This window comes from Nocardia sp. NPDC051030 (genome assembly GCF_040683015.1).
Lineage (GTDB): Bacteria > Actinomycetota > Actinomycetes > Mycobacteriales > Mycobacteriaceae > Nocardia.
In genome coordinates this window covers 241,668-267,612 of the sequence record NZ_JBFBCD010000006.1, presented here as the reverse complement: position 1 = coordinate 267,612, position 25,945 = coordinate 241,668, and the positions used below count along the sequence as shown (strand labels likewise).

The 25,945-nt window shown below is 62.9% G+C and carries 21 protein-coding genes; 2 read left to right on the top strand and 19 right to left on the bottom strand.

All coding sequences use genetic code 11. The features are described 5' to 3' along the window. Window positions 1-2 precede the first annotated feature (2 nt). Window positions 3-1,532 (top strand): serine/threonine-protein kinase, encoded by a 1,530-nt coding sequence (locus AB0N05_RS22050; protein WP_364697198.1) that lies wholly within the window; start codon window positions 3-5, stop codon window positions 1,530-1,532. A 10-nt stretch (window positions 1,533-1,542) separates the two neighbouring features. Here the strand turns inward: AB0N05_RS22050 and AB0N05_RS22045 are convergent, their stop codons facing one another. The 16 genes from AB0N05_RS22045 to AB0N05_RS21970 all read right to left on the bottom strand — a co-directional run bounded on the left by AB0N05_RS22045 (window position 1,543) and on the right by AB0N05_RS21970 (window position 16,300). Further along, window positions 1,543-3,063, bottom strand: coding sequence for a serine/threonine-protein kinase (locus AB0N05_RS22045; protein ID WP_364697195.1), 1,521 nt, complete (start codon window positions 3,061-3,063; stop codon window positions 1,543-1,545). 9 nt (window positions 3,064-3,072) lie between these two features. After that, complete coding sequence (locus AB0N05_RS22040) at window positions 3,073-4,374, bottom strand: hypothetical protein (RefSeq protein WP_364697192.1); 1,302 nt, start codon at window positions 4,372-4,374, stop codon at window positions 3,073-3,075. 8 nt (window positions 4,375-4,382) lie between these two features. Next, a complete protein-coding gene (locus AB0N05_RS22035; RefSeq protein WP_364697189.1) occupies window positions 4,383-5,591 on the bottom strand; it encodes a hypothetical protein in 1,209 nt (402 codons plus the stop codon). Window positions 5,592-5,704: 113 nt separating this feature from the next. After that, a complete protein-coding gene (gene eccB / locus AB0N05_RS22030; RefSeq protein ID WP_364697186.1) occupies window positions 5,705-7,216 on the bottom strand; it encodes a type VII secretion protein EccB in 1,512 nt (503 codons plus the stop codon). Between the two features lie 118 nt (window positions 7,217-7,334). Further along, on the bottom strand, window positions 7,335-7,664 hold the full coding sequence (locus AB0N05_RS22025) for a hypothetical protein (RefSeq protein ID WP_364697183.1): 330 nt from the start codon (window positions 7,662-7,664) through the stop codon (window positions 7,335-7,337). 46 nt (window positions 7,665-7,710) lie between these two features. Then, on the bottom strand, window positions 7,711-8,010 hold the full coding sequence (locus AB0N05_RS22020) for a WXG100 family type VII secretion target (protein WP_364697180.1): 300 nt from the start codon (window positions 8,008-8,010) through the stop codon (window positions 7,711-7,713). 100 nt (window positions 8,011-8,110) lie between these two features. Continuing rightward, entirely contained in the window at window positions 8,111-8,899 is a 789-nt protein-coding gene (locus AB0N05_RS22015) for an ESX secretion-associated protein EspG (protein ID WP_364697177.1), read from the bottom strand. Further along, window positions 8,896-9,930 (bottom strand): PPE domain-containing protein, encoded by a 1,035-nt coding sequence (locus tag AB0N05_RS22010; protein WP_364697174.1) that lies wholly within the window; start codon window positions 9,928-9,930, stop codon window positions 8,896-8,898. Before AB0N05_RS22010 ends, AB0N05_RS22015 begins: the two co-directional genes overlap by 4 nt. A gap of 14 nt (window positions 9,931-9,944) precedes the next feature. Beyond that, on the bottom strand, window positions 9,945-10,268 hold the full coding sequence (locus AB0N05_RS22005; protein WP_364697171.1) for a PE family protein: 324 nt from the start codon (window positions 10,266-10,268) through the stop codon (window positions 9,945-9,947). Between the two features lie 91 nt (window positions 10,269-10,359). Continuing rightward, on the bottom strand, window positions 10,360-11,712 hold the full coding sequence (locus tag AB0N05_RS22000; RefSeq protein WP_364697168.1) for a hypothetical protein: 1,353 nt from the start codon (window positions 11,710-11,712) through the stop codon (window positions 10,360-10,362). Next, complete coding sequence (locus tag AB0N05_RS21995; protein WP_364697164.1) at window positions 11,709-12,023, bottom strand: type VII secretion target; 315 nt, start codon at window positions 12,021-12,023, stop codon at window positions 11,709-11,711. The genes AB0N05_RS22000 and AB0N05_RS21995 overlap by 4 nt, the downstream gene beginning before the upstream one ends. Window positions 12,024-12,138: 115 nt before the next feature. Continuing rightward, a complete protein-coding gene (locus AB0N05_RS21990) occupies window positions 12,139-12,426 on the bottom strand; it encodes a YbaB/EbfC family nucleoid-associated protein (RefSeq protein WP_364697161.1) in 288 nt (95 codons plus the stop codon). Between the two features lie 22 nt (window positions 12,427-12,448). Further along, window positions 12,449-12,814 (bottom strand): hypothetical protein, encoded by a 366-nt coding sequence (locus AB0N05_RS21985; protein ID WP_364697158.1) that lies wholly within the window; start codon window positions 12,812-12,814, stop codon window positions 12,449-12,451. 77 nt (window positions 12,815-12,891) lie between these two features. Beyond that, window positions 12,892-13,665 carry an ESX secretion-associated protein EspG gene (locus AB0N05_RS21980; protein ID WP_364697155.1) on the bottom strand — a complete coding sequence of 258 codons (774 nt, stop codon included), beginning with the start codon at window positions 13,663-13,665 and terminating at the stop codon, window positions 12,892-12,894. Further along, entirely contained in the window at window positions 13,662-15,587 is a 1,926-nt protein-coding gene (locus AB0N05_RS21975) for a hypothetical protein (RefSeq protein WP_364697152.1), read from the bottom strand. The genes AB0N05_RS21980 and AB0N05_RS21975 overlap by 4 nt, the downstream gene beginning before the upstream one ends. Window positions 15,588-15,724: 137 nt before the next feature. Beyond that, the gene (locus tag AB0N05_RS21970) at window positions 15,725-16,300 is read right to left on the bottom strand and encodes a hypothetical protein (protein WP_364697149.1); all 576 of its coding nucleotides are present in this window, start codon (window positions 16,298-16,300) and stop codon (window positions 15,725-15,727) included. A 404-nt stretch (window positions 16,301-16,704) separates the two neighbouring features. Between AB0N05_RS21970 and AB0N05_RS21965 the strand changes: the two genes are divergently transcribed. Next, entirely contained in the window at window positions 16,705-17,031 is a 327-nt protein-coding gene (locus AB0N05_RS21965; RefSeq protein ID WP_364697146.1) for a hypothetical protein, read from the top strand. A 543-nt stretch (window positions 17,032-17,574) separates the two neighbouring features. On the opposite strand, the gene AB0N05_RS21960 is transcribed toward AB0N05_RS21965, so the two are convergent. The 3 genes from AB0N05_RS21960 to AB0N05_RS21950 are packed head-to-tail and all read right to left on the bottom strand — an operon-like array spanning window position 17,575 to window position 25,680. Continuing rightward, complete coding sequence (locus tag AB0N05_RS21960) at window positions 17,575-17,838, bottom strand: hypothetical protein (protein WP_364697144.1); 264 nt, start codon at window positions 17,836-17,838, stop codon at window positions 17,575-17,577. Between the two features lie 34 nt (window positions 17,839-17,872). Continuing rightward, window positions 17,873-18,784 (bottom strand): hypothetical protein, encoded by a 912-nt coding sequence (locus AB0N05_RS21955; RefSeq protein WP_364697141.1) that lies wholly within the window; start codon window positions 18,782-18,784, stop codon window positions 17,873-17,875. An 11-nt stretch (window positions 18,785-18,795) separates the two neighbouring features. After that, on the bottom strand, window positions 18,796-25,680 hold the full coding sequence (locus AB0N05_RS21950; protein ID WP_364697138.1) for an alpha/beta hydrolase: 6,885 nt from the start codon (window positions 25,678-25,680) through the stop codon (window positions 18,796-18,798). Window positions 25,681-25,945 lie beyond the last annotated feature (265 nt).

Here is a 25,945-nt window from a genome sequence, read left to right as displayed (position 1 = left end):
TGATGAGCATCGGACTCGGGGCCGTAGTCGGCGGTTACCGCATCGAACGGGTACTCGGCGCGGGCGGCATGGGCACTGTATACCTGGCCAAGCATCCAGAACTCCCGCGCTGGGACGCCCTGAAAGTACTGAGCACCCAATACAGCGCCGACCACGAATTCCGGTCCCGCTTCGAACGCGAAGCGAATCTCGCTGCCACCCTCGACCATCCGAATATCGTCTCGGTCTACAACCGCGGCGAAGACCATGGCCAACTATGGATCGCCATGCAGTTCGTGGACGGCACCGATGCGGCCCAGGCCCAGGAACGCGACCCCCGCTCCATGACACCGTGGCGTGCCCTGCGCATAGTCTCCGAGGTCGGCCGCGGCCTCGACCACGCCCATCGGCGCGGCCTCCTGCACCGCGACATCAAACCCGCCAACTTCCTCCTCTCCCGCGACGGCGACGAAGAGCGAGTCCTCCTCACCGATTTCGGCGTAGCCAAGTCCACCGAGGACACCAACGAACTAACCCAGGCAGGCACCTTCGTGGCCACCATCGCCTACGCCTCCCCCGAACAGCTGTCCGGCCAGCCCCTGAACCACCGAGCCGACATCTACAGCCTGGCCTGCTCCTTCTTCCGCCTCACCACCGGCCGAAACCCGTACCCCGGAACACAACCCGCCATGGTGATGATGGGCCACCTCCAAGAGCCCCCACCCCGAATCACCGCCGTCGATCCCTCACTCCCCGCCGCATTGGACGAAGTGCTCGCCGTAGCCATGGCAAAGCACCCCGCAGACCGTTTCGAGTCCTGCCACGAATTCACCTCAGCCCTGAAATCAGCACTTGAATACGGTGTTTCGGGCCTGTCCATGCACACCGTCCCCCACCGCCGCCCCGACCCCGCCACCCCCGCCTCCCAACCAGCTCAGGCACCCATCGCCCCCGCGAAACCTGCCGTGAGCAGACGCACGTGGTTGATCGGCACAGCCGCCACCGCGGCTCTGGCCTTGACCGCCGGTATCGGAGTGTGGGCCACCCAAGACGATTCATCCACCCCAACAGCCATCAACCCCTCCTCCGCCCCGAAATCAGCAGCGGAAGCCCGAACCCAAAACCCCACGTTCTCCGGCAAAACGATTGTCGTCGTGGATATCTCAGGAACCAGCGGCACCTCCGCCACCGTATCCATCACCCTGAAACCCGGCCCCACCGCCAACTTCCTGGAAGACCTGGGCTTCGCCTACAACCCCAATTTCCTAGCCAAACCCAACGACCCCAACCCCCGCCCCATCACCGACTCCATAGACCTCTACAAGGCCATGAACACCAACACCGCCAACGGCTACGTCCTAGCAGTCCGCTCAGACACCGCCGCAGGCAACGGCGGCCTGGTAAACCTCCCCACCTCCATAGCCAGCTCCCCCGCCACAGTCCTCATCCTCGACGACCCCACAGCAGTAACCGCCCTCCGCCAGTGGACAGACCAATCAGAAAAGATCCTCTTGGAAAAGCTGCTCCCCATCCTGCGCAAGGGCGTGAAGTAGCCCTCAGTGGCTACTTGACGTTCTGACGAAGAATCGGGAGCAGTTTCTCCAGCAGGACCTGCTCGGAGCGATCCGACCAGTTACGAAGTGCGGCAACCGCGGAGGCATCGTCTACGACCACCACCGTGGCTTTCCGGTTGGTGATGGCGGACGGCAGATCCGTCATGCCGCCGCCGCCCGCGCCGGTGTCGCTACGCAGCACGAGCAGGTAGCCGGAATCGATCTGGGTCAGTGAGGTTTCCGCCACGGTGACCACGTCGACCGCGCGCAGATCGGTTTCATTGCCTCGCCGAGCACCGATCGGGTGATAGACGAAACCGAGGTCTTCCAGAAACTGGGTCTGCGCACTGGGCTTCAGACGCAGCTCGACATCGGCCATGCGGCCAGTCGTGCCCGAAACATCGACGACCGCAATGGTCTTCCCGTCGAAGGACGGGTTCTGGCGACGGGCGTCGGCCACCGAGGCAGGTACCGCCACCGTCGAGGAAGTCGCTGCGGACGCTGCGGTGTCCGCGGTATCTCCGCTACCGAAAACCCATATGCCCACCCCGATGGCGAGTGCAATGACGGCCGCCGCGGCCACACCCGCGAACCAGCGGGCGCGCGGTTTCTTCGGCGCCGGATTCGATTGCGCGACAGGCCGCGACACGGTCCCACCTGGAACCGTCTGTTGGGACAGATCCGACGTGCCGTAGCGCAGAGCCTGATTGAGAGCCGCCGTGAACTCATGGCAGGTATCGAATCGGCGCGCCGGATCCTTTGCCATGGCGACGGCCAAGACCTCGTCGACCGCTACCGGGAGCGCAGGATCGATCGCAGTGGCGCGGGGTGGCGGCTCGTACAGATGGCCCGTCATCACAACCGCCGGTTGCACTGAGGGATAAGGATTCTGACCAGTCAACAGCTTGTAGAAGGAACAAGCCAGACTGTAGATATCCGTGCGGTGATCGAGCGGCATCCCACTCAACTGCTCTGGCGAGGCATAGGCGATGGTAGCGACGAAACCACCCGCCTGGGTCAGCTCACTGACATCCTCGGTCGACTTGGCGACCCCGAAATCCGTGAGCAGCACTCGCTCTTCATCGCCGTCTCCGGCCGACAAGAGAAAGTTCGCCGGTTTGACATCGCGGTGCAGCAGCCCCCGCCGATGCGCGTGATCCAGGCCCCGGCCCACCTCGGTGACGATCCGCAGCGCTCGCCACGGAGTCATCGACCTCGGGTCGGACTGCATGGCCGCGGCGGCATCCACGCCGTCCACGAATTGCATGGCAATCCACAGCTGCCCGAAATCCTCGCCCCGGTTGTACACCGCGACAACATTCGGATGATCCAGAGCCGCAGCCAGATTCGCCTCCCGCTCGAACCGAGCCCGAAACTCCTCATCGATCGTCATCTCGCCGCTGAGCACCTTGATCGCATCCCAGCGCGGGAGCTGCGGATGCCGACCGAGATAGACCGTTCCCATTCCCCCGGTGCCGAGCACCCGCTCGATCCGATAGCCGCCGACGACGCTACCCATGCCGATGGTCATCGGTTCCCCCTACAGGTACTGACTCTTCGCAAGCAACGCGTACTGCGCCGCCGCACGCTGATTCACGTCCTTCAGCTGCGCACCCGCGACGCGGGCAACATAGCGGCCATACCGGATCGTGCAGTAGAAGCGGTCGTTGTTGTTCCAGGCGTCCGAGAAGTCGACCGATTTCGGATTCGGATTCTCGGTGCAGAACACGTCGGGCACGCCTGCCGGCTGATCCGCGGGCTTGTCTTCCGGCGCTTTGAAGCTCGACCACAGGCTGGTGGCCGCCCTGGCATCGCGAGCACGCAGCAAGAGCGCGCCCTTCGCCGCCAAGGAGATTCGGTCGACGCCGCCATCGTCGATCAGCTTCTTCCATACGCTCTGATCGGACATGAAGTGCAGGAAGGCGCGCGGCGTGTGAACAAGCTCATTGCCCGCCTTCGGGCCGATAACCGTGTTGGGGTGCAGAGTTCGCTGCATCATCAAGTCTGGGTCGTAGTCCTGGAGCAGCAATTCCCGTGGATTCATGGGCGGCAATTGGTCCAGGAGTGGGATCTGCGCGCCGTACACCCTCTCGGCGAATGCCTGGAGCCCGGCCAGATCCGGGGTCGGCTGCTGCACATACACATTGATCACGTACGCGCCGTGCGCCACGGCCGATCCCAGCGACGGGACACCGGGCCGCCAGTGGGATCGAGCGGAGGGGTATTTCGCCAGCGGCACCGCGACATTCTCGTCAGGAGCGACCGCGAAGTCGGCTGCCTCGATCTGTTCGGCTGCCTGCTGCGCCCGCTGCTCATCAGGGAACTGCAAGACGGTGATATTGACGCTGTCCGCCGCAGGGTCCGGAGTTTCACCGTTGAAAGCGTTGATGGTGCTTGGGATATCGACCCAGTTGGAATCGAGCACCGGATGCGTACTGCTGGTGGCGGAGAAGCCGAACATCATGCCGTTGGTGTCGAGAATCGGCTCGATTCCGTGTGCCAGGACGTCTACCGCGTAGGACGACGAGATGATTGTTCTCGTCCGCAATCCGTATTTGAGCTTCGGATCGATATCGATGCCATTGGCGGTAGCTCCCGCCAACCTCCCGATGGCCAAGGCCCGACCGCCGAGAGTCGAGTGCTCGTAGAAGGTTCGAAGGTCGAGCGGATCGGTCGGGTAGCTCCCGACATCGAGCTTCCGGATATCGGCCTCACTCGCGGCCGGGCTTCCGGAAATACCGCATCCGGTAACGGTTGCCATGGCACCGGCCGCCGCTACCGCGGCGATCAGGGGACGTAGTTTCTTCCGGAATGCCATGCGCCGAGTACGAATATTGTTCATGTCCGCCCCTACTTGCTGTTGACCAGAATCGCGTACTGTGCGGCGATCTGCTGCTGTGCGTCTTTCAACTGGTCGGACCACACTCGGGCGGCATAACGCCCGTACGAGACATTGCAGTAGTAGGGGACGGTGGACGTGACGGGCCCGCGGTACTTGACGCATCGGGCCTGCGGAAGCTCCGGTGGTGATTCGGCCGCGACCAGAACCCGATTGGTCGTGCTTTCCCGGACAAGGGTCGCAGCGGCCGCGGAATCCCTCGCACGGAACAACTCCCGGCCACCGAAGCCGACGATGTCGACGCCGGTCTTCTCATAGAGCGCACTGGACCTGCTATCGAGCCCGTCGGCCATGTGCAGAGCTCCGTGAGCATCCAGAGTTCCCGTGAAGGTGGCGTCGGCAGTGCGAAGCGAGCGCTGCAACATGCCCTCGGAGTCCACCGCCAAGTCGGCCAGCTTGTCCTTCGGAGTCGGCTGGAAGGCTTTCAGCCGGTCGGCCGTGACACTGATGGCCTTATCGGCCAGCGCCAGCAGCGGTGTCTGATCCGGTTGCTTGAGAAGGACGTTCGTGTGCTCCTCGACCACCTCGACGATGACGAATCTGCCGGTGGCGTACCAGGAGGCGAGCACCTGGTACTCGGTCAACCACATCACCGACGCGGTCGGGTACTGCGTCGACCGGGTTTGGGCGGGGCCGCCGGAGCTCTTCTCGAATCCACTGCGTGCCAATGCCGATGCGGCTGATGCGGCCGCCGCGTCACTGTCGAAGAGCAGAACATTGTTGGAAAGTCTGGTGGAGATCTCGCGGTCCAGGTTGGATTCGGCGGCAGCTCCGAATCCGGCCACCAATCCCGGAGTGTTATTGGTGAATTCGCTCGTGTTCAACCAGCTGAACATGGTGCCGCCCGTGGGCTTGGCGGCCTTCAGGAAGGGGCGGGTTGCGCCCGGGATCTTCAGCGCCGGATCGATCTCCTCACCTACCGGCATGATGTCGCCGAGCCGCAACCCCTCCTGATTCCGGGCCGCTTCGGTGCGGTCCTTGGGTTCCCATGGTTGCGGCTTCGTCGGGTAATTGCCGACGTCGAGTTTGGCGAGATCCACCGATTGCCCGGTGTCCGAGTCGGATTCGGACCCGCAGGACACGGTCACCAACGCCAGCGCGGACAGGACGGCGGCTACTGCGGCGCGCGCATGCGGGCGCCGACCGATGTCGAACAACACGTCCTACTACTCCCCCGACCGATACCGGATGCCTATAACGCGGCACTTTGTTAGCAGAGTGTAATAGTCACCCTCGTCGGACCGCTCACCGTGCCCGAGCAGGTGCACCGGCCTCAGCGACCGGTCGGAAGAACATCGCGGCTGACCAGAGCATCCTGTTTGGAAAGGGTGGGGCCGACAACCAGCTCACCCACGATCGCCCACGGGGCCAAATGCGGCTTCGTGCCGAGTCCGAGAATCTGCGCGGTCTCCAGGTCCGGTATGCCGTAGCGGATTCCATTGTCGGCCACATAGAACAGGCTGTCGCGGCGCAAGCTGCCCGGCTCGGTCCCGGTGGTGCGAACGAACTCGCCAGTGGACGGCGGGACATATACCTCGTCGATGTGATCGCCGGTCTTGTCGGCCGTCGCCAGCGCCACAGGCACCGCTGCTGCGGGCAGCGGCAGCCGCGTCCCGACAATCAGTGAGACTGCGGCACGGTCACTCGGTCCCTCGGTGGTGTCGAGCTCGGTCCGGCCCGCGCCGCTCGACTTCGACCACTCGATGCAGGCGATGGGGCTGTCCTCTGCCGAGATGATCTTGGGCGCTTCGCTCGGGAAATCATCGACCGGCAGGGGGTGCACCGTCGCGACGCCATCGAGCAGGTCCGGTGTCACCGACTTGATCTCACTCATGCCTTGGGAGTTGGCATTACGAATCACCTGTGCGGCGAATGCCGAGATGGGTTGCACGCCTTCGGAAACCACCACGTACAGCTCGGACTTACCGGAGCCGCCCGCAGCTGCGACGCGGATGACACCACCGATGGGTACGGTGCTGAGCTTGCCCGGTCCGGGTTCACCGGCCTGCGGAATCGTCGGCGGGGTAAGCGCGGGCGTTTGGGTCGCCGCATCCAGCAGGCCGGTGGTGATTGGCCGCGGTCGCTGCCCAGCGAGGTTCAGCGATCGCGCGATGACGGTGCTCTGCTGGTCGATCTCGGCCTTCTTGCCGTTGTAGATCAGGTATGTCTTGTCGCCCTTGCGAGCGTAGAGCGCGGAATTCGCATCGGCCTGCTTGGCGCGCTCGCTGAGTTCGAGGTCACCCGCGATCGCCGTGGTCGTCGAACCTGCCGACGACGCCGCGCCACCGGTGGACGACAGCTGGACCGAGTCGCACAAGGTCCACTGCGACTGATCGCCCTGACCGGTGCCGGGCAAAGCCGCAGGCGCACCGGGGATTCCGAGAATCGTGCCGCGCGGGACCGTATTGAGCTTCGAGTCCTTCACGGACTTCGGGGTCTCGTTGCTGCCCGCGAGCAACCGCGCCGAAGCCAAGTTCAGCGCGGGATGCAGGGTCATCTTGTTCTTGTCGTCTTTGTCGCGGTACACGTAATACAGTGCGCCGCTGTCCTTTCCCATGACGATATTCGCCGTGCCGATGGAGCCCTGCGGGCGAATGAAGGCCAGAATCGCGCAGCCTGCCACCACCAGGACGGCCAGAATCGCACCTGAAATCAACGACCGGGACTGCGCCCGCATCGGGTCGTGCAGCATGCGCACGTCGCGACGAACCAAGGCGTGATCCAGTCGGCGCAGAAGAAAGCGGTACCCATTGACCTGGGCACGGGTGGTCAATTGGGCTGGCACTAACTAATCCTCCGTCGGGCCGAGAACTTCGGGCACGAGACTACTGGGCGATGTTCCGACAACAGCGCACCCCTCTGCGACAGAGGGATGCGCTGTATCGAACAGTTCGATCGGCTTTTTAGACGCCGCCGAAGCCGTCGCCGATCTTCTGGTCGGCGCCCAGGGCGCGACCGAGCGCATTCTCGACCTCGGAGGCCACCGCGTTCAGGGTGTGCAGGGTGTCCTTGTACTCGGCGTCCCACTTGGCCTTCACGGCGTTGAAGGACGTCAGCGCGGAGTTCGCGTCGCCGGTGTGCTCGTTGGTCCACGCCTGGGTCAGCTGCTGCGTCGCGTCGTGCAGGTCGCTGCTGCTGTTCGGGTCGCCATCGCCGGCGATGACCTTCAGCTGACCGAAGTTCTCCTTGAGGGAGGCCGCCAGCTCGTTCATGGTTTTGGGGTCGTAAAGCATGTCAGATCCTTCGTCAGGTGTCGGTAAGTCGAGGCTGACGCCTCAATCAGGCCAGGTTGGTGAGCTGCTTGAAGCCCGACTCGTTCTCGGACTCCAGGGAGCGGAAGGTCGCCGTACCCTGGCCGACCTGCTGCTCGAACTGGCTCAGGAGGCCGTTCAGGCGAGCGGCTTCGGTGTCCCAGTTGGCGGCGGCGGTCTGGAACGCGCCCGCCGCTTCACCCTGGAAGCCGACCTTCGCCGCGTCCACGGCGTCCGTGACCTTGCTCAGGGTCGACTTGATCGAGGCGATAACGTCGGCCATTTTGCCTTGCGCCGCTACGGCAACGTCATGTGCTGATGCAACCATCGTATGTACCTTTGTCTCTGCCTATTTGCGGGATGAGCGGGTAATGCGGCTGGCGCAGCACCCGTTTGGGAGTGGATCAGCTGTCCTGGTCACGTGCGGATCACGACAGCCACCTCCCCCCAGGCAGCGACTCGATCAGTGCCGAGATCGACTGCGCGATACGGTGATCGCTGCCCGGTGTCAGGGTGGACCAGAGTTGCTGGTCCGGGGCGATCGCCGGGGCGGCCACAATGCGGCCTCGTGTGGTGTCGTACACCACCACGGCTCCCGGGGATCGGTCTGTGACGCCGTCGGTGTAGGCGTAGGCCACCACTTCGGCGTAGGCGTGGCAGGAGGAGAGGGCGAGGCCGTAGGCGATGGCGTCGGTGTCGGGGACGCCGAGGCTGTAGACGGCGCTGGTGTAATCCTCGGAAGTTATTGCGGTGTTGAAGCGTTCGCTCAGGTCCGCCGAGAGGGCACTGAAGCTGGAGACTTCGGCGGGCGGGCAGGGGGACAGCGCGTTGAGGATGGGGCGGGATAGGGAATCGCCGGAGCCGTCTGCCCAGATGGAGTGGAATTCTAGGTGGTCGCCGCGGCGGACCGCTAGGACGTTTTCTTCGCCCCGGCGGGCGATGCAGACTCGCACCTGGCCTTCGCTGGTGAAGATGCGCGCTGCCAGTTCACGATCCGGTTGAGCCAGGACGAAAAGTGCTGCGGCGGTGTCGGGATCGACATCACCATGGCGGTCGAGTAGTCGGGCGGTGAGGAGTTCGGCTCGTGCACGTTCCTGCGCTATTCGCCATTCGCGATGCGACTCCTGTTGGGGCCCAACAGATAGCACGAGAGGCAAGGTCTGCACGCCGAGTTGGGCGGCGAGCACCATCACGCCGTCATTGGTGAGTGTGGTCATGGGGACGTCACCTCCTCACCGGTCGTAGCGGCCGCAGGCTTCGCGACTTCGGAACCCGTACTCGATGCATTGAACGCGATATCGACCGACGGGCGCTGCGCATTCGGATCCAGACCGCCGAGCACGGCGGGCGCGACCTGCATGCCGGAGGTCAATCCGAGCTCCGCGTCACTGGGCGAACCGCCGAGGCTGGAGCGCGGGGTGTGCTCTTCTTCGGACTGGCCCGCGGCACCGGCCATTGCCGCCGGAGCCATGGGCATCGAACCCCCCGATTGCACCGTGACCGGTTGCACCACAACTTGTTCCGTGGTGGTGGTCGTGTTGTTCTCGGCATTGCGGACGCGCAGTTCCGTCTTGATGGGCGCGATGCTGATCCCGCCGAGATTCAACCCGGAGAGCCCGCCCAGGGATGCCAGACTCGGCGCGGTCTCCTCCGCGACGGGTGCGGTGGTCTCCACCGTCGTGACCAGCCCCTCGGTGACGGCGGGCGGAGCCTGCTGCTCCCAAGGCGTGGAGAGCGGTTCGGTGGCCGCCTCGTAGGTGGTCATCACCCGCGCCGCAACGGCTTTCGCCGCATCGGCGTCGGTGTCGGCCTGTGCGACCTTGGCCAGCATGGGTGCACCGAGGGCCGCCCCGAGCTGCTCGAGCAGCTTCTGCATGTCCCGCATCTTCTCGACATCACCGGCATCCGGCATGGCGAGTCGAGCGATTTCGTATGCGGCAGCGTGTGTTTCGGCCTGTGCCGCATTGGATGCCGCCGCCCCGGCCGAGGTAACCAGCCAATCCCGCAACGCCTTGATGCGTTCGATGAACGGCTTGCTGTTCTTCGATTCCCAAGCGCTGTCGAGGGTTTCGAGAATGCGTTCGTACTCGATGGCGGCCGCGCCGAAACTGGCGCTCAAGCGCCCCCATGCGAGACCCGCCTCGGCGGCGGGCACGGCGCCGGCCCCGTTCACCAGGTCTCGGGCCAGCTGTTCGGGTTGCCTGGCATCCCAGACAACGCCGGTGAAGCCGGGTGTCGTCGGTTCCATCAAATACGATCCGCTCACACCGCGGGCGCCGTGAAGCTCTGCACGCTCTGCTCTTCGATCTGACCGAACTGATCGAATTGCGCGCGCAGGGTGGCGGCCAGCTTGCGCACCTCGTCCACGCCGGCGCCGCCGGACTGCTGGAACGAGGCGGCGACGGTGTTCAGCGTCTGCGAGGCCCGCACCGACACTTCGTCGGACCCGGCCGGTGAGACGGTGAGCTTCGCCTGCTCGATCCCCATGCCCTCGGCAATGCGGTCGGCGAGCGCGTCGAGGCTCGTGGCGACGGACAGTGCCGTCGACGCGTCGAACCGCAAACCCTCGAAATCGGTGGTGCTCATGCCAATCCTCCTGTTACCCCTGCGTTTTCAGTTATAAACACCGTCAGTTTCAAACGCTGACAGCTGTCGGGCATCGCACCGGTGCGAGCCATCAGAGTGTGAGCGCCTTGTCCGGTGGTTCGTCGACGGCTTCGATGGCACCGACAACCGGGATCGACACGCCTTCGATGAGCCCGACAACCTCGTCACCATGCGCACCGGTGACCAGATTCGGCATCCGATCCACATCGGACTCCCCGGCATCCCCGGCCCGTCCCGCACCGGCCGCCGACGGCGACATCATGCTGGGCACCGTGGTCGTCGAATTCGACTTGTTCGAGGTGAGAGAGCGACCGGTAGGCGTCCCGGAGCTGACTTCGCTCGTCGGAATCCTGGATCCGGAGAGCGGGCTCGACGGCGATCCACCGTTCGGCATGCCGCTCACGATTCCGCTGCCACCGGTATCGAGTCCGCCGCCCGTGGTGGTCGTGGTGGTGTCGGTCGGAGTCTTCTCGGTCGTCTTCTCGTCGTTGGTTTTCGTGGTCGTGGTGGTGGTCGGACTGGTGGTGGTAGTGGTCGTGGTGCTGTTACTCGAGGTGATGCTACTGATCGCCGAGCTGACGGCCGACGCACCGGAAGTCACCACGCTGCTGCCCTTTTCGACCACCTTCTCCGCGACCTGCGTGCCGACGCTCACGAACGGCGACATCGCCTGCGAGACCTGATTGGCCAGCGACGCGGCATCGGCAGCGGTGGGCGCGCCGGCGATCAGCAGCTTGGTGCCCGCGCCCGTGACCGCGACGGTGCTGGCGGACAACTGAACCCGCGTCTTCGCCGTGATGGCGCCCGCTTCCGAGACGGCATCCGTCGCCATGGTGATCAGATACGGCAATCCGGCGGGAGTGAGCAAGAAGGTCATCCCGGCGATGACCTCGCCGACGAATCTCGCGATGAGCGCGGAAAGTTCGGCGTATCCCTCCGCGACGATCTGCTCCGCTTCGAGCAGGATCACCTTCAGATTCTCGGCCTGCGCGAGCAGCCCCGGGACATTGGTCTCAACCTCTTTGCTCTTCACCTCGGCTGCCTGCGCGGCTACGCCCTGCCATCCGGACGAGACCGCGGTGGTCGCCGCCGTACTGGCGGTCGACGACGAGGAGAGCGCGCTGGAAACCGCCGAGAAGATCGAGGTGAGCGCAGTGCCGAGCGTGCCGCTGCCAAACGAGGAGATCAAGCTGATCACCGGGGAGATCAGCGTGGTCGGATCGATCGTCGGCAGTGTGGGCATCTGAATGCCCGACAGATCCGGCAGCGTGATCGACGGAAGCTGCGGCAGCGCAGGCAGGTTCAGCCCGCTCAACACCTCCGATACCGGCTGATTCAACGCCGATCCGACCCCGCTGGAGTTCAGCACATCCAGCACGGTCGTGTTCGGTGCGGCGGTCGCACCGCCAGTTGCTTCGGTCACAGGGACTTGAGGAAGCTCGTCGCCGAGGTCAGATCGGCACCCTGGTAGACGCCGACGGCCGACATGGCGCTGATCGCGGTCTGGCCGTGCACGGCGGCAACCTCGGCCGAGGAGGTCAGGTAATTGCCCTGCGCGATAGCGAAAGCCAGCAGGAAGTCCTGACCGATGATGCCGAACACCGGCACCGCTTGCGCGAGCGCGCTGATCGAGTCGGCGGCCGCGGCACCGGCGATGTTCGCCGCGATTCCCGCATGCTCAGTGCCGTAAGCCGCAATCTTCTCGAGGTCAGCTCTAACAAGTTCGGCAGCCATCGGTGATCCCTCCCAGGTACAAAGATCTTGAATGAACAGTACAAGCACGAATTAGGTTGTGCCAGATAGCAAGGCGCAAACTCTGGCTCAAGGTTGCGTAAACAAACCGGCCGCGCTAGCCGGCCATCTCCTCATTGAAGTGGTTGACGATCTCGGCCCGCCGCTCGAAAGCATTCCGCGCCGCCGCGGCCGCCGTATCCACCACGGCCCGCTCGAACTCCCCCGGCGTCATCCGCGAAACAGCACTGCTGAACTGCAAATCCTTCAGCGCACCATTCCCATCGACCTCGGCCGTGACAGCCCCGTCCTCGGACGTCTCCCGCCCCCGAACCGCGGCCATCTGATCGGCCAAATCCTGAAACCGATACAGCTGCCGACGAACCCGATCCTCGAGCTCATCCATAGACTGAACCATCACGCGCCCCTCACACCGTACGGAGCCAACTCTGCGGCTCAGTATCGTAATCCTGTTCCTCGACAATCTCCTGTCGAGCAACATCAGCCTCAGTCGGCAACCCGGTCCGAGCCAACCCCGCAGCACTCATCCCGGCCTCTTCCAACTGCTTCCGCCTGGCCAGCCCGGCGCGATTCGCAGCCCGCTGACAAACCCGCAGCAACTCCGCAGCCAACTGGGTTGGATCCCGATGCAGCTCAGCTGGATCGATCTTCACCGCCAGCGGCAGGCCCTGCTCGGTGGTCCGAACCCGAATAGCCCCGTTCGAACTAGCCGCAGTGACCGAAGGCCAATCCTGCTCAGCAGCCCCAGAACTCGCCGCCCCCGACTCGGTCATGAACAACTCCCCTCCCAGTTAGCTAACCGTACAACTATCACAGGGCCCGCCGACGACGCCACCTAGTTCCCAGCACTTCACGTTCCGCGCTCCTCCTTGATCGTGCGGATCACCGCCGCGATGTAGCTGTTGAGCACAGAAGTAAACCTGGCTTCGTCCACCGCAAGAGCCTGTTCAGGGTTCTCGGTCACGGCGTAGCGGCCGTCCTCAGCGAGATCCCGGAAACGCACCAGATGGCGAGTAATGCCCCGTGGGCCGAAAACCGAACTGCCTTGGACGATGTGGATCTCACCTGCGCTCGTCGCCGGTGCTTTCAGGAATTCCTTGGTCCTCGATACTGCGGTGTCAGAGGGAGCGGAAATGGCTGAACGGCCGAAGTCATGGTCCAAATCCTGATCATTGGATGTCAGCCCGATGTCTCCCCGGCTCCCACGACCAGCGGCGGGCATGGCGCCGATGACCGCATCGGCGAGCCGGAGCGGATCACACTCGACCACCGTGTATCCACCTCGACGCCAATACGTTGACCCCGGAAGCTGGGTGATTACATAACCTTTCGCCCCCTTCCTCGTTGCGAGCACACGAATCAGCGAGCCCTTGCCCCACCGATCCTGCTCGTTCCACCCGTATGCGGACAGGAACAGATCCGGGTTCGCCATGGCATCGGAGGCCGAATGGAAGCCAGCCAACTTGTCGCTCAGGCTTTCTCGTGCCTCGCGTAGCTCGGTTTCGAAGTCCTCTGGAGTCCTTGTCGGGGACGTGAACATGAACGGTTCGGGTGGTTCTTCCCCCGCCTGATCCATCCAGAGGACGTAGAACTCGGCCTCGGTGAACCGCCAGCTCGAGGTCATTTTTCGGCCACCGATGTCACAGCTTCGGGAGCGACATTCAGGACTTCGTCCAGGTTTTGTGCGGAATTGAGATAGCTGGCCCGCTTGTAATCCTTCTGTCCCTGCCCGCCCGCAGCGCCGCTCGACCCCATGGGACTTCCACTCATGGGCGTAGTCGACGAGGTTCCTGACGTCGAAGTCGACGCTAAACCCGCGCGCGAGGTGGTTGTAGAAGTCGTCGTCCCGCTGTCGTCCGCCACGGTTGCGCGCGGGTAGAGCTTGGTGGTGGTCTTGTCGTCGGTCTTCACCGTAGTCGGGCTACCCCCCGTAGTGATGGGGTTGGTCGAACTGGGGCTACCACCACCAGAAATCAAGGACGCAAGGTTGGTCAATGCCGTATCGACCGGGCTCGTCGTGGTGGTCGTCGTATCCGTGGGACTCGTAGTCGTCGTAGTGGTCTTCTGCGCGGACTGAATAGCTGTCGAGATCTGCGTAGCGACCGTCTCCAAAGCCTGCGCCCCCGTTGACACCATGCTCGAAAGCGTGGAGGCGATAGTTGAAAGCGACGTGTCGTTAGTGTTAGTCGGGTTCGTTGTTGTTGGATTCGTGTTCGTCGGGTTGGTATTCGTGGGATTAGTATTGGCAGGATCAGCGTTATCCAGATTCGGTGTCTGAACCTTTGGACTACCACTCGGCGAAGTATTGTCGACCTGCGTAGTCTTCGGATTCGGAGGGCCTTCTTGCTTCGGCGGCTCTACCGCAATCGCAGCCTTCGGATCTTGCATGATCGGAACGGCAGCACTGGAATCCTTGAGACCCTCGACGTACCAATTATTCCATGCCTCTCGCATGGCTTTCATCGCTTTATCGATTTCACTTTGATTAGCACTTCTACTGGATGCAGGGTAAGTATCGGAAATACTGTTGTAGGGCAGGAAATTCTGCAACTTCTTGAGCCATCCATTAGCGAAAGCGTAATTCTCGCTCATGGCCGCCATAGAATTTGTCAAACCCTCCAGGTTGGTCAGGTATTTCACGATGGCGGTCTGTGCCTTGAGCGCCGCCGGTGACGCCCAGACCTTGTCCACCTCCGACATGTTGCCCTGATATCCCTGAAGGTACTTCATTGCGGCAGCTTTAAAGTTTGCCACCTCAGCCTTGATATACACATGCGCCGTATGCCATTCTTGCGCGAAGTTCGCAAGCTGATCGACAACCTTCGAATCCTTGACATGTACCCAATGGTTATGAAAATCATCCCACTCATATTGGGCGCCATAGTCCGGTTCGATGTAGACCGGGTCGAGCGTGACCCCATTTGCGTGAGCACTATTGTTGAGTCCGGATACTTCTTGAGTGTCGGTGAGCTTGTTGCCGTAATCCTTCTTTGCAGTACCGGACCAGGAATACCCGTTGTCGGTTCCGTCCCAGCCGGCACTCCAACTCGATTGCCCCCAACCTGGGAGCTTCACCGAATCGACGTGTATTCCAGATACAGCCAAGCCGGGCTGACCGGGCTTTGCGCGAAGGCTTTGGAACGCAGAACTCAGCTGCTGATCAGTGTATTTCCCATTGAATGCCTCAGCCGATCCCTGATCGGCAGTACTGTATATCCCGCCTGCCGCCGCGAATGTCTCGCCCATATCGGTGAGAATTGCCTGGTGGTTCTTCAGCACCGTCTCGACCAGATTCTTGGCGGCCGCGTTGAACTTGTCCGCCAGACTCGCTCCCGAGGTCCTCTGGTTGAGTGCCTTCAGGTCCGTCGTCGGCCGAACGACCTCGAGAGCCGCATCCACCGTGTCCAGCAGGGTGGCACAATGCGTCGCCAGCGTTGTCGCCACGTCATGGTTGAAGTTCAACCCCTTGGAGGGATCGGTCGGGGTGAACCCGCCGTCGCGGGCGTCGGCCTTGAGGCCGGTAAAGGTGTTGTCGCCGTCTGCCATCGGTATCCCCTCCCAGGTGGATGTGTTCGCAGCGTAACCACTGGCGCGGTCGTAGTCATACCGTGGATGACGACCTGCGTCGGCTCAGCTTCCCATGATCACTTGGGCCGCTATGCCTTTCACCGCATCATCCGCAGCTACTTGGCCACCGAGGCCAGTGTCTTGTCCGCAGAACCGGGCTTCTTGCACTCCGTTCGGATCTTGATGAGCGTGGGGAAGGGGCCCGCGGCGCCGACGCTCGGCGTCTCCTTGGTGAGCTGCTGCATCAGCGCGATTCCCGTGTCATCGTCGGTGTCCTTGATAAGGAATTCACGGCAGGTCATGGTGGACACATTCTGGAACGTCGCCACGGTCGAGGGCTGAACCTCCAACGCGACTCCGATCGCCTGGTTCTCCTTACCGCTGCCCTTGCAGTTCATTTCCGCCCACGTGATGCCCAGATCATCTGCATCGTGCCCACTCCAGTTCGGGTTCTCGGCGATGACCTGCCGAAGCAACGACTGCTTGTCGGACCGGCTCTTGGCCAGGAACGCGGCGCAGGTGGTCTTCGACGCCGAGCCCAACCCGGCTGCACGATCCTGTGTGGTCGTCGCGGCGATGGAACTACTACTTGCCGACGTCGCCATCGCCCCGCTCGAAGTCGTGGACCCGCAGCCGGTCAGAGCGGCGATCGCAACAACAGCCCCGATGGCCGCGAATACAGGATGCTTCACAGTTGTACTCCCCACATCGAATTCCCCACCGGGCAGACACTTTCCACCCCGGCACCGATTGATCTTGCCAGACACGGGAACTGTGCACTGCGGCGTCCCGCGCGGTGCACTCGTGACCAGCTTACGAGTCCCCCCCCCGGCTCCCTCGTGAGGGGAAACGGATTCAGGTTGTCGCCAAACCCGGGCACATCACGCATCTTGTCCTGGAGGCTGTCCGGTGCATTGTCGGAGTCATCGAGGCTCGATCGATTCGTGCTGCCGCCGAATTCTGCAGGGGTGCTTCTCGCCTCCCGATTCGCACACGAGACTCCGATGCGCTGAGATTGCGGTGAAGTGAGTTTCGCGCCACCAAGCCGAGCGCGAGGGCGGCGCGAACCCGTGTGGTCTGGAAGGGAATTGGATCTGTGTCGGAGAAAAGCGAGGATCGGGTGCTCGACAAGGCGGTTACGCACCTGAAGTGGGCGGGCATCATCGCCACTGTGGCGGTGGTGTTCTTCCTGATCGGTGCATGCTCTCGCGGCGACACCGCGTCCTGCGGTGGGGAGAAGATGAACGCCGGAGACCGGTGTGGCGGCTACAAAAGCACCAGCCAAAGCACGTCCTACGATGAGGAATTGACGTGGAAGAACAACCCGTGGCGGATGATCATCCCAGGGGGTGTGTTTGTCCTGTGCGTGGTGTGGGCAGGTGCGACCCTGGTCGCGACGCGACGCGCTATCTCCACCGACTAGGTCGTGTCCTGTAGACCGCGGTGAGTGGTCAGGTCGCCCGGTCATGGAATGACCACCCGGATGCCGTGCCGGCGCGCCCAGTCCCGGATGGCGTGATTGGTATACGCCCTGCCCGGCAATAGATTCCGTGGCCCAATCCGGGGCTTGCCGCCGTGCGCGCGGCAGAACACGATCCCGACCATCACAGCGGCGAACATGTTGCTGACATGCCGCTTCCAGAGCTGGTGGCTATCTCGACGACGATGCTGCCGAAATTGCTTAATTGTCAACGACGTTAGAGCTCACGCATATCTGCCGTAAGGAAACAACACGTCCACGGCTATTCGCAACCTGCCGTTACCCAGACGGCGCATAGCGCCGACGGATGCAAGCCTATCCACCGATCCCAGCCGACGCTCGATCCGAACCATCTTGAGGGACAGCCTGTCTCTCAAATTGCGCCGTCGCTATCGAGGAAGCTCGCGCGACCGACGCGGCGTGTGCGTCAAGTCCTGGGCCCACTGGCACACCCAGATTCATATGTAACACCAGTCCATGATCGCGTTACGACTCCTCGTCGGGCTGCCTGGTGAGGGGAAATGGGTTCAAGTTATCGTCAAATCCGGGCACATCGCGCATTTTGTCTTGGAGGCTGTCTGGCGCATAGTTGTCGGAGGTATCGAGACTATCGAGATATGCCCAATCCATTTTGGCGAATCTTTCCCGATCCTCGGGCGACAGTGCCGCTTGTTCGGCATCGGATTCGGCACGGATTTGTGCGAATACCTCAGGATCCCAACCCTCCGGAACCTTGCCTGAACTGCTCATTACCATTCTCCGCTTCTATCGAAAACCCTGCACGTCAGACTGAGTGCGCAGTTAGCCAGGCTGGCAAGTCATATTCGAAACCCTCCGAGCGACGCAGTTCCTCCTGGTATGCCTCCGGAGGCGGCGGGCTGATCCAGCCCGGCTCATCAGGCCCGAAACTCCGCAGGTCCTCTTCTCCCGTGTACCAGACCTCAAACCGAGCCTTGTAAAAGATCGCTGGTCGACCTCTCGACGCGGCTCGCAACTCACTGAACCGCTCCCCAACCTCAATCGGCGGAGTCCAGGGGATCATCCGGCCGGTGACATCCTGGACCAGTGCACTCGTTTCGAAATACCCTCCAACCTCGCGAAATTGGACCTGGGCGTAGCTCCACCCTTGCGGCAGAGTCAATCGAACCTGAAGTGAAACACGATTGGTGTATTCAACTATTTCGGCAAGACTTCCAGGTGCAACAGGGACCAGCGGCAGATCCGGGTCAAGCTTCGCACTCAGCCATCGAGGAATACTCTCCTGCGAGCGCGGATACAGCTCCAGATCCTTCTGATAGGTGTCAGGAGAGATCGGCGGGTTCCAGATCGGGTCGACTGTGAAATTGAAGGTGCCCTTGTACGAACCTGGGGGCTCGACTTGGACACGCAGCGAGAACCAGGTTCCGGTCTCGTCTTCGTAGCGAAGATTCCGCATATCAACGAAGGCAGGCAGCATCCCGGGTGGAATTTCTCGTAGTTGCACCGAGCCATCGCTGTTGATAGTCGTGTATTTCATGTCGATGATGTCGGCTGCCATCGCAACCTTCAAATCGATACGCGCCCAGCCGTCTACGGTGCTGTCCAGCAACCGTCCGACGACCCATTCCAGGATGCGATTCGACTGGGCTTCACGCACCCGCTGTGGTTCCCGAGGGTGCCCCAGCCGGTCGTGGGGGTGGGTGTGGGGGTCGGACATCGAGGCGGCTCCTAGATATTGATGTGACTTCTGAAGTGCAGTACAGGCTGCCCGGTATCCGGGTCCACACGTTGCTCCATCCAGTAAACGTGGTCAGGGGTGAGGCCTATCGACGGCAGAGACGCGAACACACGAACACGTTCGATCTCGATGCCAGCATCGTAGGCGTTGCGACGATCCATCTCCGATCGTCGCCAACTGTCGTTGTGGAGGCTCTTCGGATCTGTACTGGTCTTAAGTATGTTGTTCTCCCGGTACAACTGCGAAATGAGCCCGATCGCCTCGTTGACCGAACCGGATTTGTGGTCCTGCGTATGGCCACCCCGATACACCTCGCTCGAGTAGTCAACCGAACCACCTCTGCCCACTTGCCCTTGCACGTCACCGTCACGGCCCGGATGAGGCGAAACGTAGTCTGGTTTGAACGACGTTGAGGCGTTGCCGACATCGTCGGTGTGGAAGAGACGGTCCCCGACCTGGAAGCGAGTGTTCGCCAGCGGAAGGCCATCCGGCACCTCTCCGTGCGCACGTGCGTCGAAAGGTCGCATGGTGCGGCGGTTGCCGAGCTCTGGGTTGTGGTCGGTCCAGGTATTCACATGAGTGAACTGCGACTTGTCGCCTGCCGCGCGTTCGGGGGAGGTGTAGAAAGTGCCATGGTGCTTCGGGGGACCACCGCCGTCTCGATTGAAGACCTCATAGCGGCAGTCTGATTCCAGATCGGTGCGACTGGTGAACGCCTTCACGTCCGGGTCCCAATCGTGAATCTCGCGGTACTTTGCCCCTCCCGGCCTGTACTCAGGACCGTCAGGGTGACCGAACCGGTCTATGTCGTAGACGGGGCGGCCTGCCTCGTCTGTCTTGTGCGTAAAGGGATCCGGATGCCCAGTATCGATCCGATAGTTCACATCCGGCAGGGGGTAACTTGCGTCTGGGTTCGCGACCGGCTTCTCGACATATCCGGTGCGGGTGTTGTCGGTAAGAGCATCAATGTGTGTGATCCTCGGAGGGTTCGACCCATCCGTATACACCGTCGTACGCCGCCCCTCGGAGTCCGTAATCTCGTACCTGGTACGGGGTTCCAAACTCGGATTCTGATTCACCGGGCGGTTGTGGTCGAAGAACGGCTCGCCAGGCTCCACGACCACCTTCTTGGTCTGGGTGTGCTCCGGCTCTCGCCACTCGATGTTCTGGTGCGATGGGCGCTCTTGCTCACCTGGTCGAGCGGCACGCTCACCTGCGCCATCGCCGGTGACACCATGTTTGTCCTGCTCATGAGTTCCGGGGACGAAGCCGTCTTCGGAGGCTTTGGTTTTGGTTCCGTTGGGGTGGTGGATTTCCCATTCGCCGTCGGGTGGGATGCGGGGGCGGCGGGTGCCGCCGGGGTGAGTTTCGGCGGTGCTGGCGTAGACGCGGCCGTCGGTGTCGGTCCAGGCGGATTTGGTGGGGGCAAGGACATCTCGATTGAGGGCGTGGGCGAGACGGGGGGCCGCGCCATTGGTGGCAGCGTCGCAGCCGATGAAGCGAATGGGGCGGCCGCCGTCGTAGCCGAGTTCAGGGAGGCGGGTGGCGAACTCTTCCATGGTGTATTTGCGGCCGTCGATCACAATGTGGCCGTCTTCGGTCAGGTGGGCGTCGATGGTGAAGTAGCGGGGGTCTTCGGGGACGCGGCGGGCGAGTTCGCGAGTTGTGGGGTCGTCGTGGATGGAAAGGCCGGCAGGGGTGCGTTCGGCGTAGTGGCCTAGCGGGTCCGCGGGTGGAGTGTGGTCGGAAGGTAGGTGAGTGGGATCCGGTTGCGAGACATCCTGGTTCGGACGGTGCTCCGGGTCGCGGCTATGCGGTTCGTTGGTCCGCTGATGTTGCGGTGCGTGCTCCGAGCGTTGGTCGTGGGGTCGGGCGGGTGTGGTGTCGGAGGGGTCTGGGAGCAGGAATCTGGCGTTGTTCTCGAAGTAGTGGGCCAGTTCGGGATCGTGGGCTTGGAGCATTCGCCACGGGGTTACGGCGGTGGCGTTGTCGAGTAGGCCTACGTCGTCGAGGAGTCTGGCGAATTCGCTGCGCAGCTCGGGTAGCTCGGCGCGGCGATCCTGGTCGTGGTACGCGGCGAAAATCTCCTCGGTCTGCTTTCGTATCTTTCCGAAGTGTTCGTTGAGGTCCACGACCCCCGAGTGGTCACGGGCTGGGGCGGTGACATCGGGGTGATCCTGGAGCGGCTCGGTGTCTCGTCCAGGTCCTGATTGCTGATCCTCAGGTGGAGAATAGGCAGGTCGCGAGTCCGGATCCTCAACATGGCTGGGCGTGGGCGCAGCGCCATCATCGTGAACCTTGGGCGATGCTGAATCCTCAATATCGAGCGAGAAGCCTTTGTCGTGGTCCGCGACGCGTTCCTCGGGGAAACGCTCATCCGGTTCCAGGTCGTGCGGAGCCGAATTGGGGGCAGAATCCTCGGCATGCGTCGGCGGCGAATCTTCGGTGATCTCCTCCCACCTGAGGCGCAGAATCCCGTCTTTGCCCATGTTCCGATCCAGAACACGAAATTCTCGGCCGTCCGGGATGAGTACCTCTGCTTCGCCGCGCTTGCCGGGAGGCCGGAGGAACGAAATGTCTTTCCCGGTAGCTGACACGATTGTCAGCTCGACGTTCGGATTCCATTTGAACTTGGTCTTCGAGGTCGAGACGAATCCGGGGTCTGGGAGCACCCTGCCGCGGGGGTTGTCATACCAGAACTTCTTCATCTCTTCCGGTGAGAGAGTGATCGACCTTTTGACCAGGCCGACGTGGTCTGGGAGCTGGTTCAGCCCACTACGAATCAAGTCGATGGTCTCTCGGGAGACCGTGTGAAGGTCGTCGCCGAACCGCAAATGGCGGTTGATTTCGGCGTATGCATCGCCGGCATAGTCGTTGAGAGCATCGCGTTCGGCTTGTGGCAGCCGATCGCAGGCGTCTTTGGCGGCCTGTTCGTGCGGCGTCAACTCTGGTTCGGTCGGGCGACGGCCGTGTTCGTCTGGTGCAGAACGTGATTGGTTCGGGTCGGGCTGGTGTCCGGGGCGAGTACTGTGCGGATCAGGTTGGCCGATACGGACTTCCGGATGCGTGGCACCCGGACGGACCGGGGCAGCGGATTCGACCGGATGCACCGGGTTGCCGTGCGAGTCGTAGACGATCGCGTACGTTGATCGAACGTTCGTGGTATCTGGCGGGAATCGGTGGGGGCCACCCTCGATGGCGGGGTCGTGGACTAGTAGTCGACCACCCTCGTTCGTGATCGTGTAGGCGTGCGCACCGATGCCGTTCGCGTCAGCGGGACCGTGGAACTCGTGCACGACGATTGCGGTGGCGCCCTCGCCCAGGCGGGTCAGGTGGTCGGCGAGTACGCCGGGGGTCTCCATGCGTTGCATGCGGGCACCGGCCGCGTCTTCGAGTTCGCGGGCGGACATACCGCTATGCGCAATATCCGGGTCATTCGGAACGCGGATGTTCTCGTTTCCGGTTAGCTCTTGGGCGTGCCGAAGGGCTTGCGGTCCGCAGTCATTGACCGGTTGATGGTCCTCGGGGAGGGTTGCGCGATCCGGAACCGGGTCCGGATTTCGGTACTCGTCCACGAGATGCTCGTAGCCGATCGGGGGGCCTTCGTGCGGGTCGTAGATGGGTGGGCGCAGGTGAGCCGGGTCGCTCGGCAACGAACCGATATTGCGTTGCCACGCGTTGAGACCCTCGTGATCCGGACGAGCGAACTCGGGGATGACATTCGCGCTGTCTCCAGCGGCGATCTTCGCGAAGTTGTATAGCGATTCACTCGGAACCTGGTGGTTCTCGTCGTGGAACTTGTAGTACCCGGTGTGCGTGCCGATATTGCTGAGCGTTTGTGTACCGCCAGGAAATTGGGCAGTGATCCGACGAGCCCCAAAAGCCTCGACCGATGGGTCCAGCCCCAGGCCCATTCCGAGTCCTGGTGCAGCGCGTGAGATTTCGCCGGGAGTGCTGGAACCAATCCAAGTGACCGGGTCGCGGGACGAGCTGGCAACGAACACGTTGTCGCCGCCGATACCGAACTCGGACGCGTGCAGCACCGGGCCTGCGCCCGGCGAGCCCAGCAGAGTAATGGTCGACACCTCGCCGGACAGGCGACCGCCTGCCCCAGCGAAACTCGTTGTGGTGGAACCATAGCTGTGCCCGAAGAGATGGACGTCCGGCGACGGAGCACCATCCGGCAGCGCCGCATTGAGTTTGCGAGTCTGATTGAACCCAGCCACATCTCGGGCCAGCAACTGTCCGCCGCGCTGGGCCAGTGCCGGATTCGTCATCTCCTTGGTGATCCGCGAACCACTCGGCGCGTCGTAGCCGATCCATGCGATCGAAGCCACCGCGGCGGGATCCCGCACATTGTCGGACGTCAGCGAGTAGTGGTTGAACGCGTTGTTCAGGTTCACTTCCAGACTACGAACCGTAGTGGTGATGCCGGGGACGTGCCATGAGACAGTGGATGCTTTCCCCACATCGCCGAACGCGACGACCGCGCGCCCTTCACCATTGAAGGCGGTCGAGTCATAGGACAGGACGTGCACCGGCGGCCGGTGGCCCGCCGGGCCGTCTAGATCGGCCTGATTCCGTCTGGCGAATGCATCAGCGAGGTCCTCTGCATGCTGCAGATTCCGCACCGTGCTCTCTAGATTCTTGAATTGCTGGCGACCCTCCGGATCGGTGAACCGGCTCGTCCATTTGTCCACGCGCGGATTACGTTCCCGCAGTTCGGCCAGATCCCTGGTAATCGACAACCGGTTGGCCTGATCTCGGACATGCGGTGGAACACCATCGGCATTGCCGACTTCGTGCGGATGGGTTCGGACCATCGCCGCCTGCTCGTCGCCGGTCAGCGATTGCCACCAGGCGTGGTTCTCCGCAGCCTTCGCGTGCGCTCCGGCCTGGTCGATGTCGTCGACGTGCAGCAGATGCCGTGCTTCGATCTCGTCCCCGAGCTTGTTCAGGGCGTTCAGCGCATGGTTTCGCTCGGCCTCTGTGATCGAATGATCTTCGGGCAGAACAGATCGCGGCGCATGTTCGGACGGCGCAGCCGAATCTGAACCGTGGGGTGGCTGTGCGTCATGAGGCGTTTGGCCGTTATGCGCCGGGTCACTACCATCCCGCTCGGGACTACGTCCGTTCCCCGAGGCGTCCTCATCACGCGTTCGCCCGGACTCGTCCCGATGCGGCTGCTGTTCGTCGCGTGCGGGTGTTCGATCCGACGGCCCATCAGGAGTGGATTCCCGCCCTGAGGTGGGGTCTTCGTTTCGGCCACCGATCCGGGTATCCGGTCGATCGGCCGCGGGCACGCCTGCCCGTTCGGTCTGTGCGGCCTCGACCCGCTCGCCAGCGCGTGATGTCACTTCGGCGCCGGTGGTCTTGGCCTGTACCTGCGCCGCTGGTCCCGCCGCCTCTCGGCTGGGGGCCGCCCCGGCTCGGGTGCTGTCCGCCGACGTTGCGGAACCGTGGGTATCCGCTCGCGGAGTTACAGTGGGCGCGGGCCGCCCGTCCACAGGCGTGCGGGGCTCACCCGATATGTGTGCGGGACCGGCGGATTGGACGTTGCCGGAAACCTTCGGATCTGCCACGCTGGGCGCTTGATGCGCGCTAGGGGCGGCAGCCGCCTGCTGTGTCCCCGCAACCGGACTGCCAGCAATCTCGTTGTGCACCACCGGATCTGTCGGCACATGTTGACTGCCCACGGGATCCGTGACCCGGGCGGCGGCCGGAGATACCTCGGGATTCTGTTTACCAACAGTGGAATCCCCGAGGTGCGTCGCATTCCCCGTTAGCTTCGAGCTGTCGGTGGTGGAGTGGTCGGGCACGACCGACTGATTCTGGTGCGAATCAGCGCCGACGTTGTGCGTGCCAGGATTACTCGGCGCCGGTTCGCTTTTGAGTGATGCAGTGGCTTCGGGAACATGCGGAGCGGATACGGTCGGGCGGACGGCACGCACTGCTCCCGGCGCCGCACCACCCCACATACCGGCCGTGATCATCCGAGGGTCGAGTTCCCAATGGTTGGTGATCAATCCGCTTGTCGCCCAACCTGCCAAACCTGCGGACCCACCGGCCGCCAGGGCAGTTATCCCCGTGGTCGTCACACGAGCCAAAGTGCTGGCCGGCGTACCGAACAGACCGTGCAGACGTGCGCCAACCCCGCCGGCGACGAGCCCTCCGGCCGCCCCCGCCGCCGCCATGGTGCCGACCTGTTCCCAGTTGAATTCCTTACGGCGGCCGTGCTCGACCTGCCACAACTGGATGGCGGCATCGGGCGCGGCGCCCAGTACCGCACCGAGGCCAGCGGACATGGCCACGAACTTGCCCGCCCTGATCGACAGCTCTTTGATCACCGCCTTGAGCTCGGCAATCTCGGTGAACTTCAGGCCCTGCTGAGCCAGTTTCTTGAGCAACTGTTTTATCAGCACTCGCGTGGTGACGCGGTTGGCTGCGATCACGGCCGCTTCGGCGGCTGGCGCACCGATCAGAGTGGCTGCGGCAATCGCCATGTCCACCGCCATGATCAGCAACATCGCGTGGAACATGAGTTTCGTGTACTCGAACTCGGTTCCGGTGTTCTCCGCCAGACCGGCAATGCTGTCGAACCATTTGACGAGGCTGTCGATCGATCCCGCGCCACCGTCACCGCCGTACTTCAACAGTTTCAGCTGGCTCAGCATGGCGTCGCCGCCATCGCCTTCAGGGTAGGCAAGTCGTACTGCCGCCATCGCGGCGTCGATATCGCCCTGAATGCTGTTCAGCCCCGCCGAAGCGGCCTTCCAGTCGTCGGCCAGGCTCCACATGAGGTCTTCGTTGCCTTGCGGCCATTGCATGCCGACGAGCCAGCCGTAGTAGTCGGCACCGGGCGGACGCCAGATCACCGAAGCCTCCTCGCGTGGCAGGCCACGCGATTAGCGGCGGTTTTGGACCGACACCCCCGTGCTGCCACTCCCGCCCCCGGCTCGAAACGACTACTCAGCTATTCCACTGTCCACCTGATAGTTTCGAGAACGAACAGGCGACGATCTTGCGCCACGCTGCCATAGAAATCGTTGATCAGCAACTGGGCGACCGAGACCCGCTACCTACCAGCAGCCTCAAGTCGATCGGGGGCGCTCGGGTATGTTCAGCTGAACAGGCCGGATC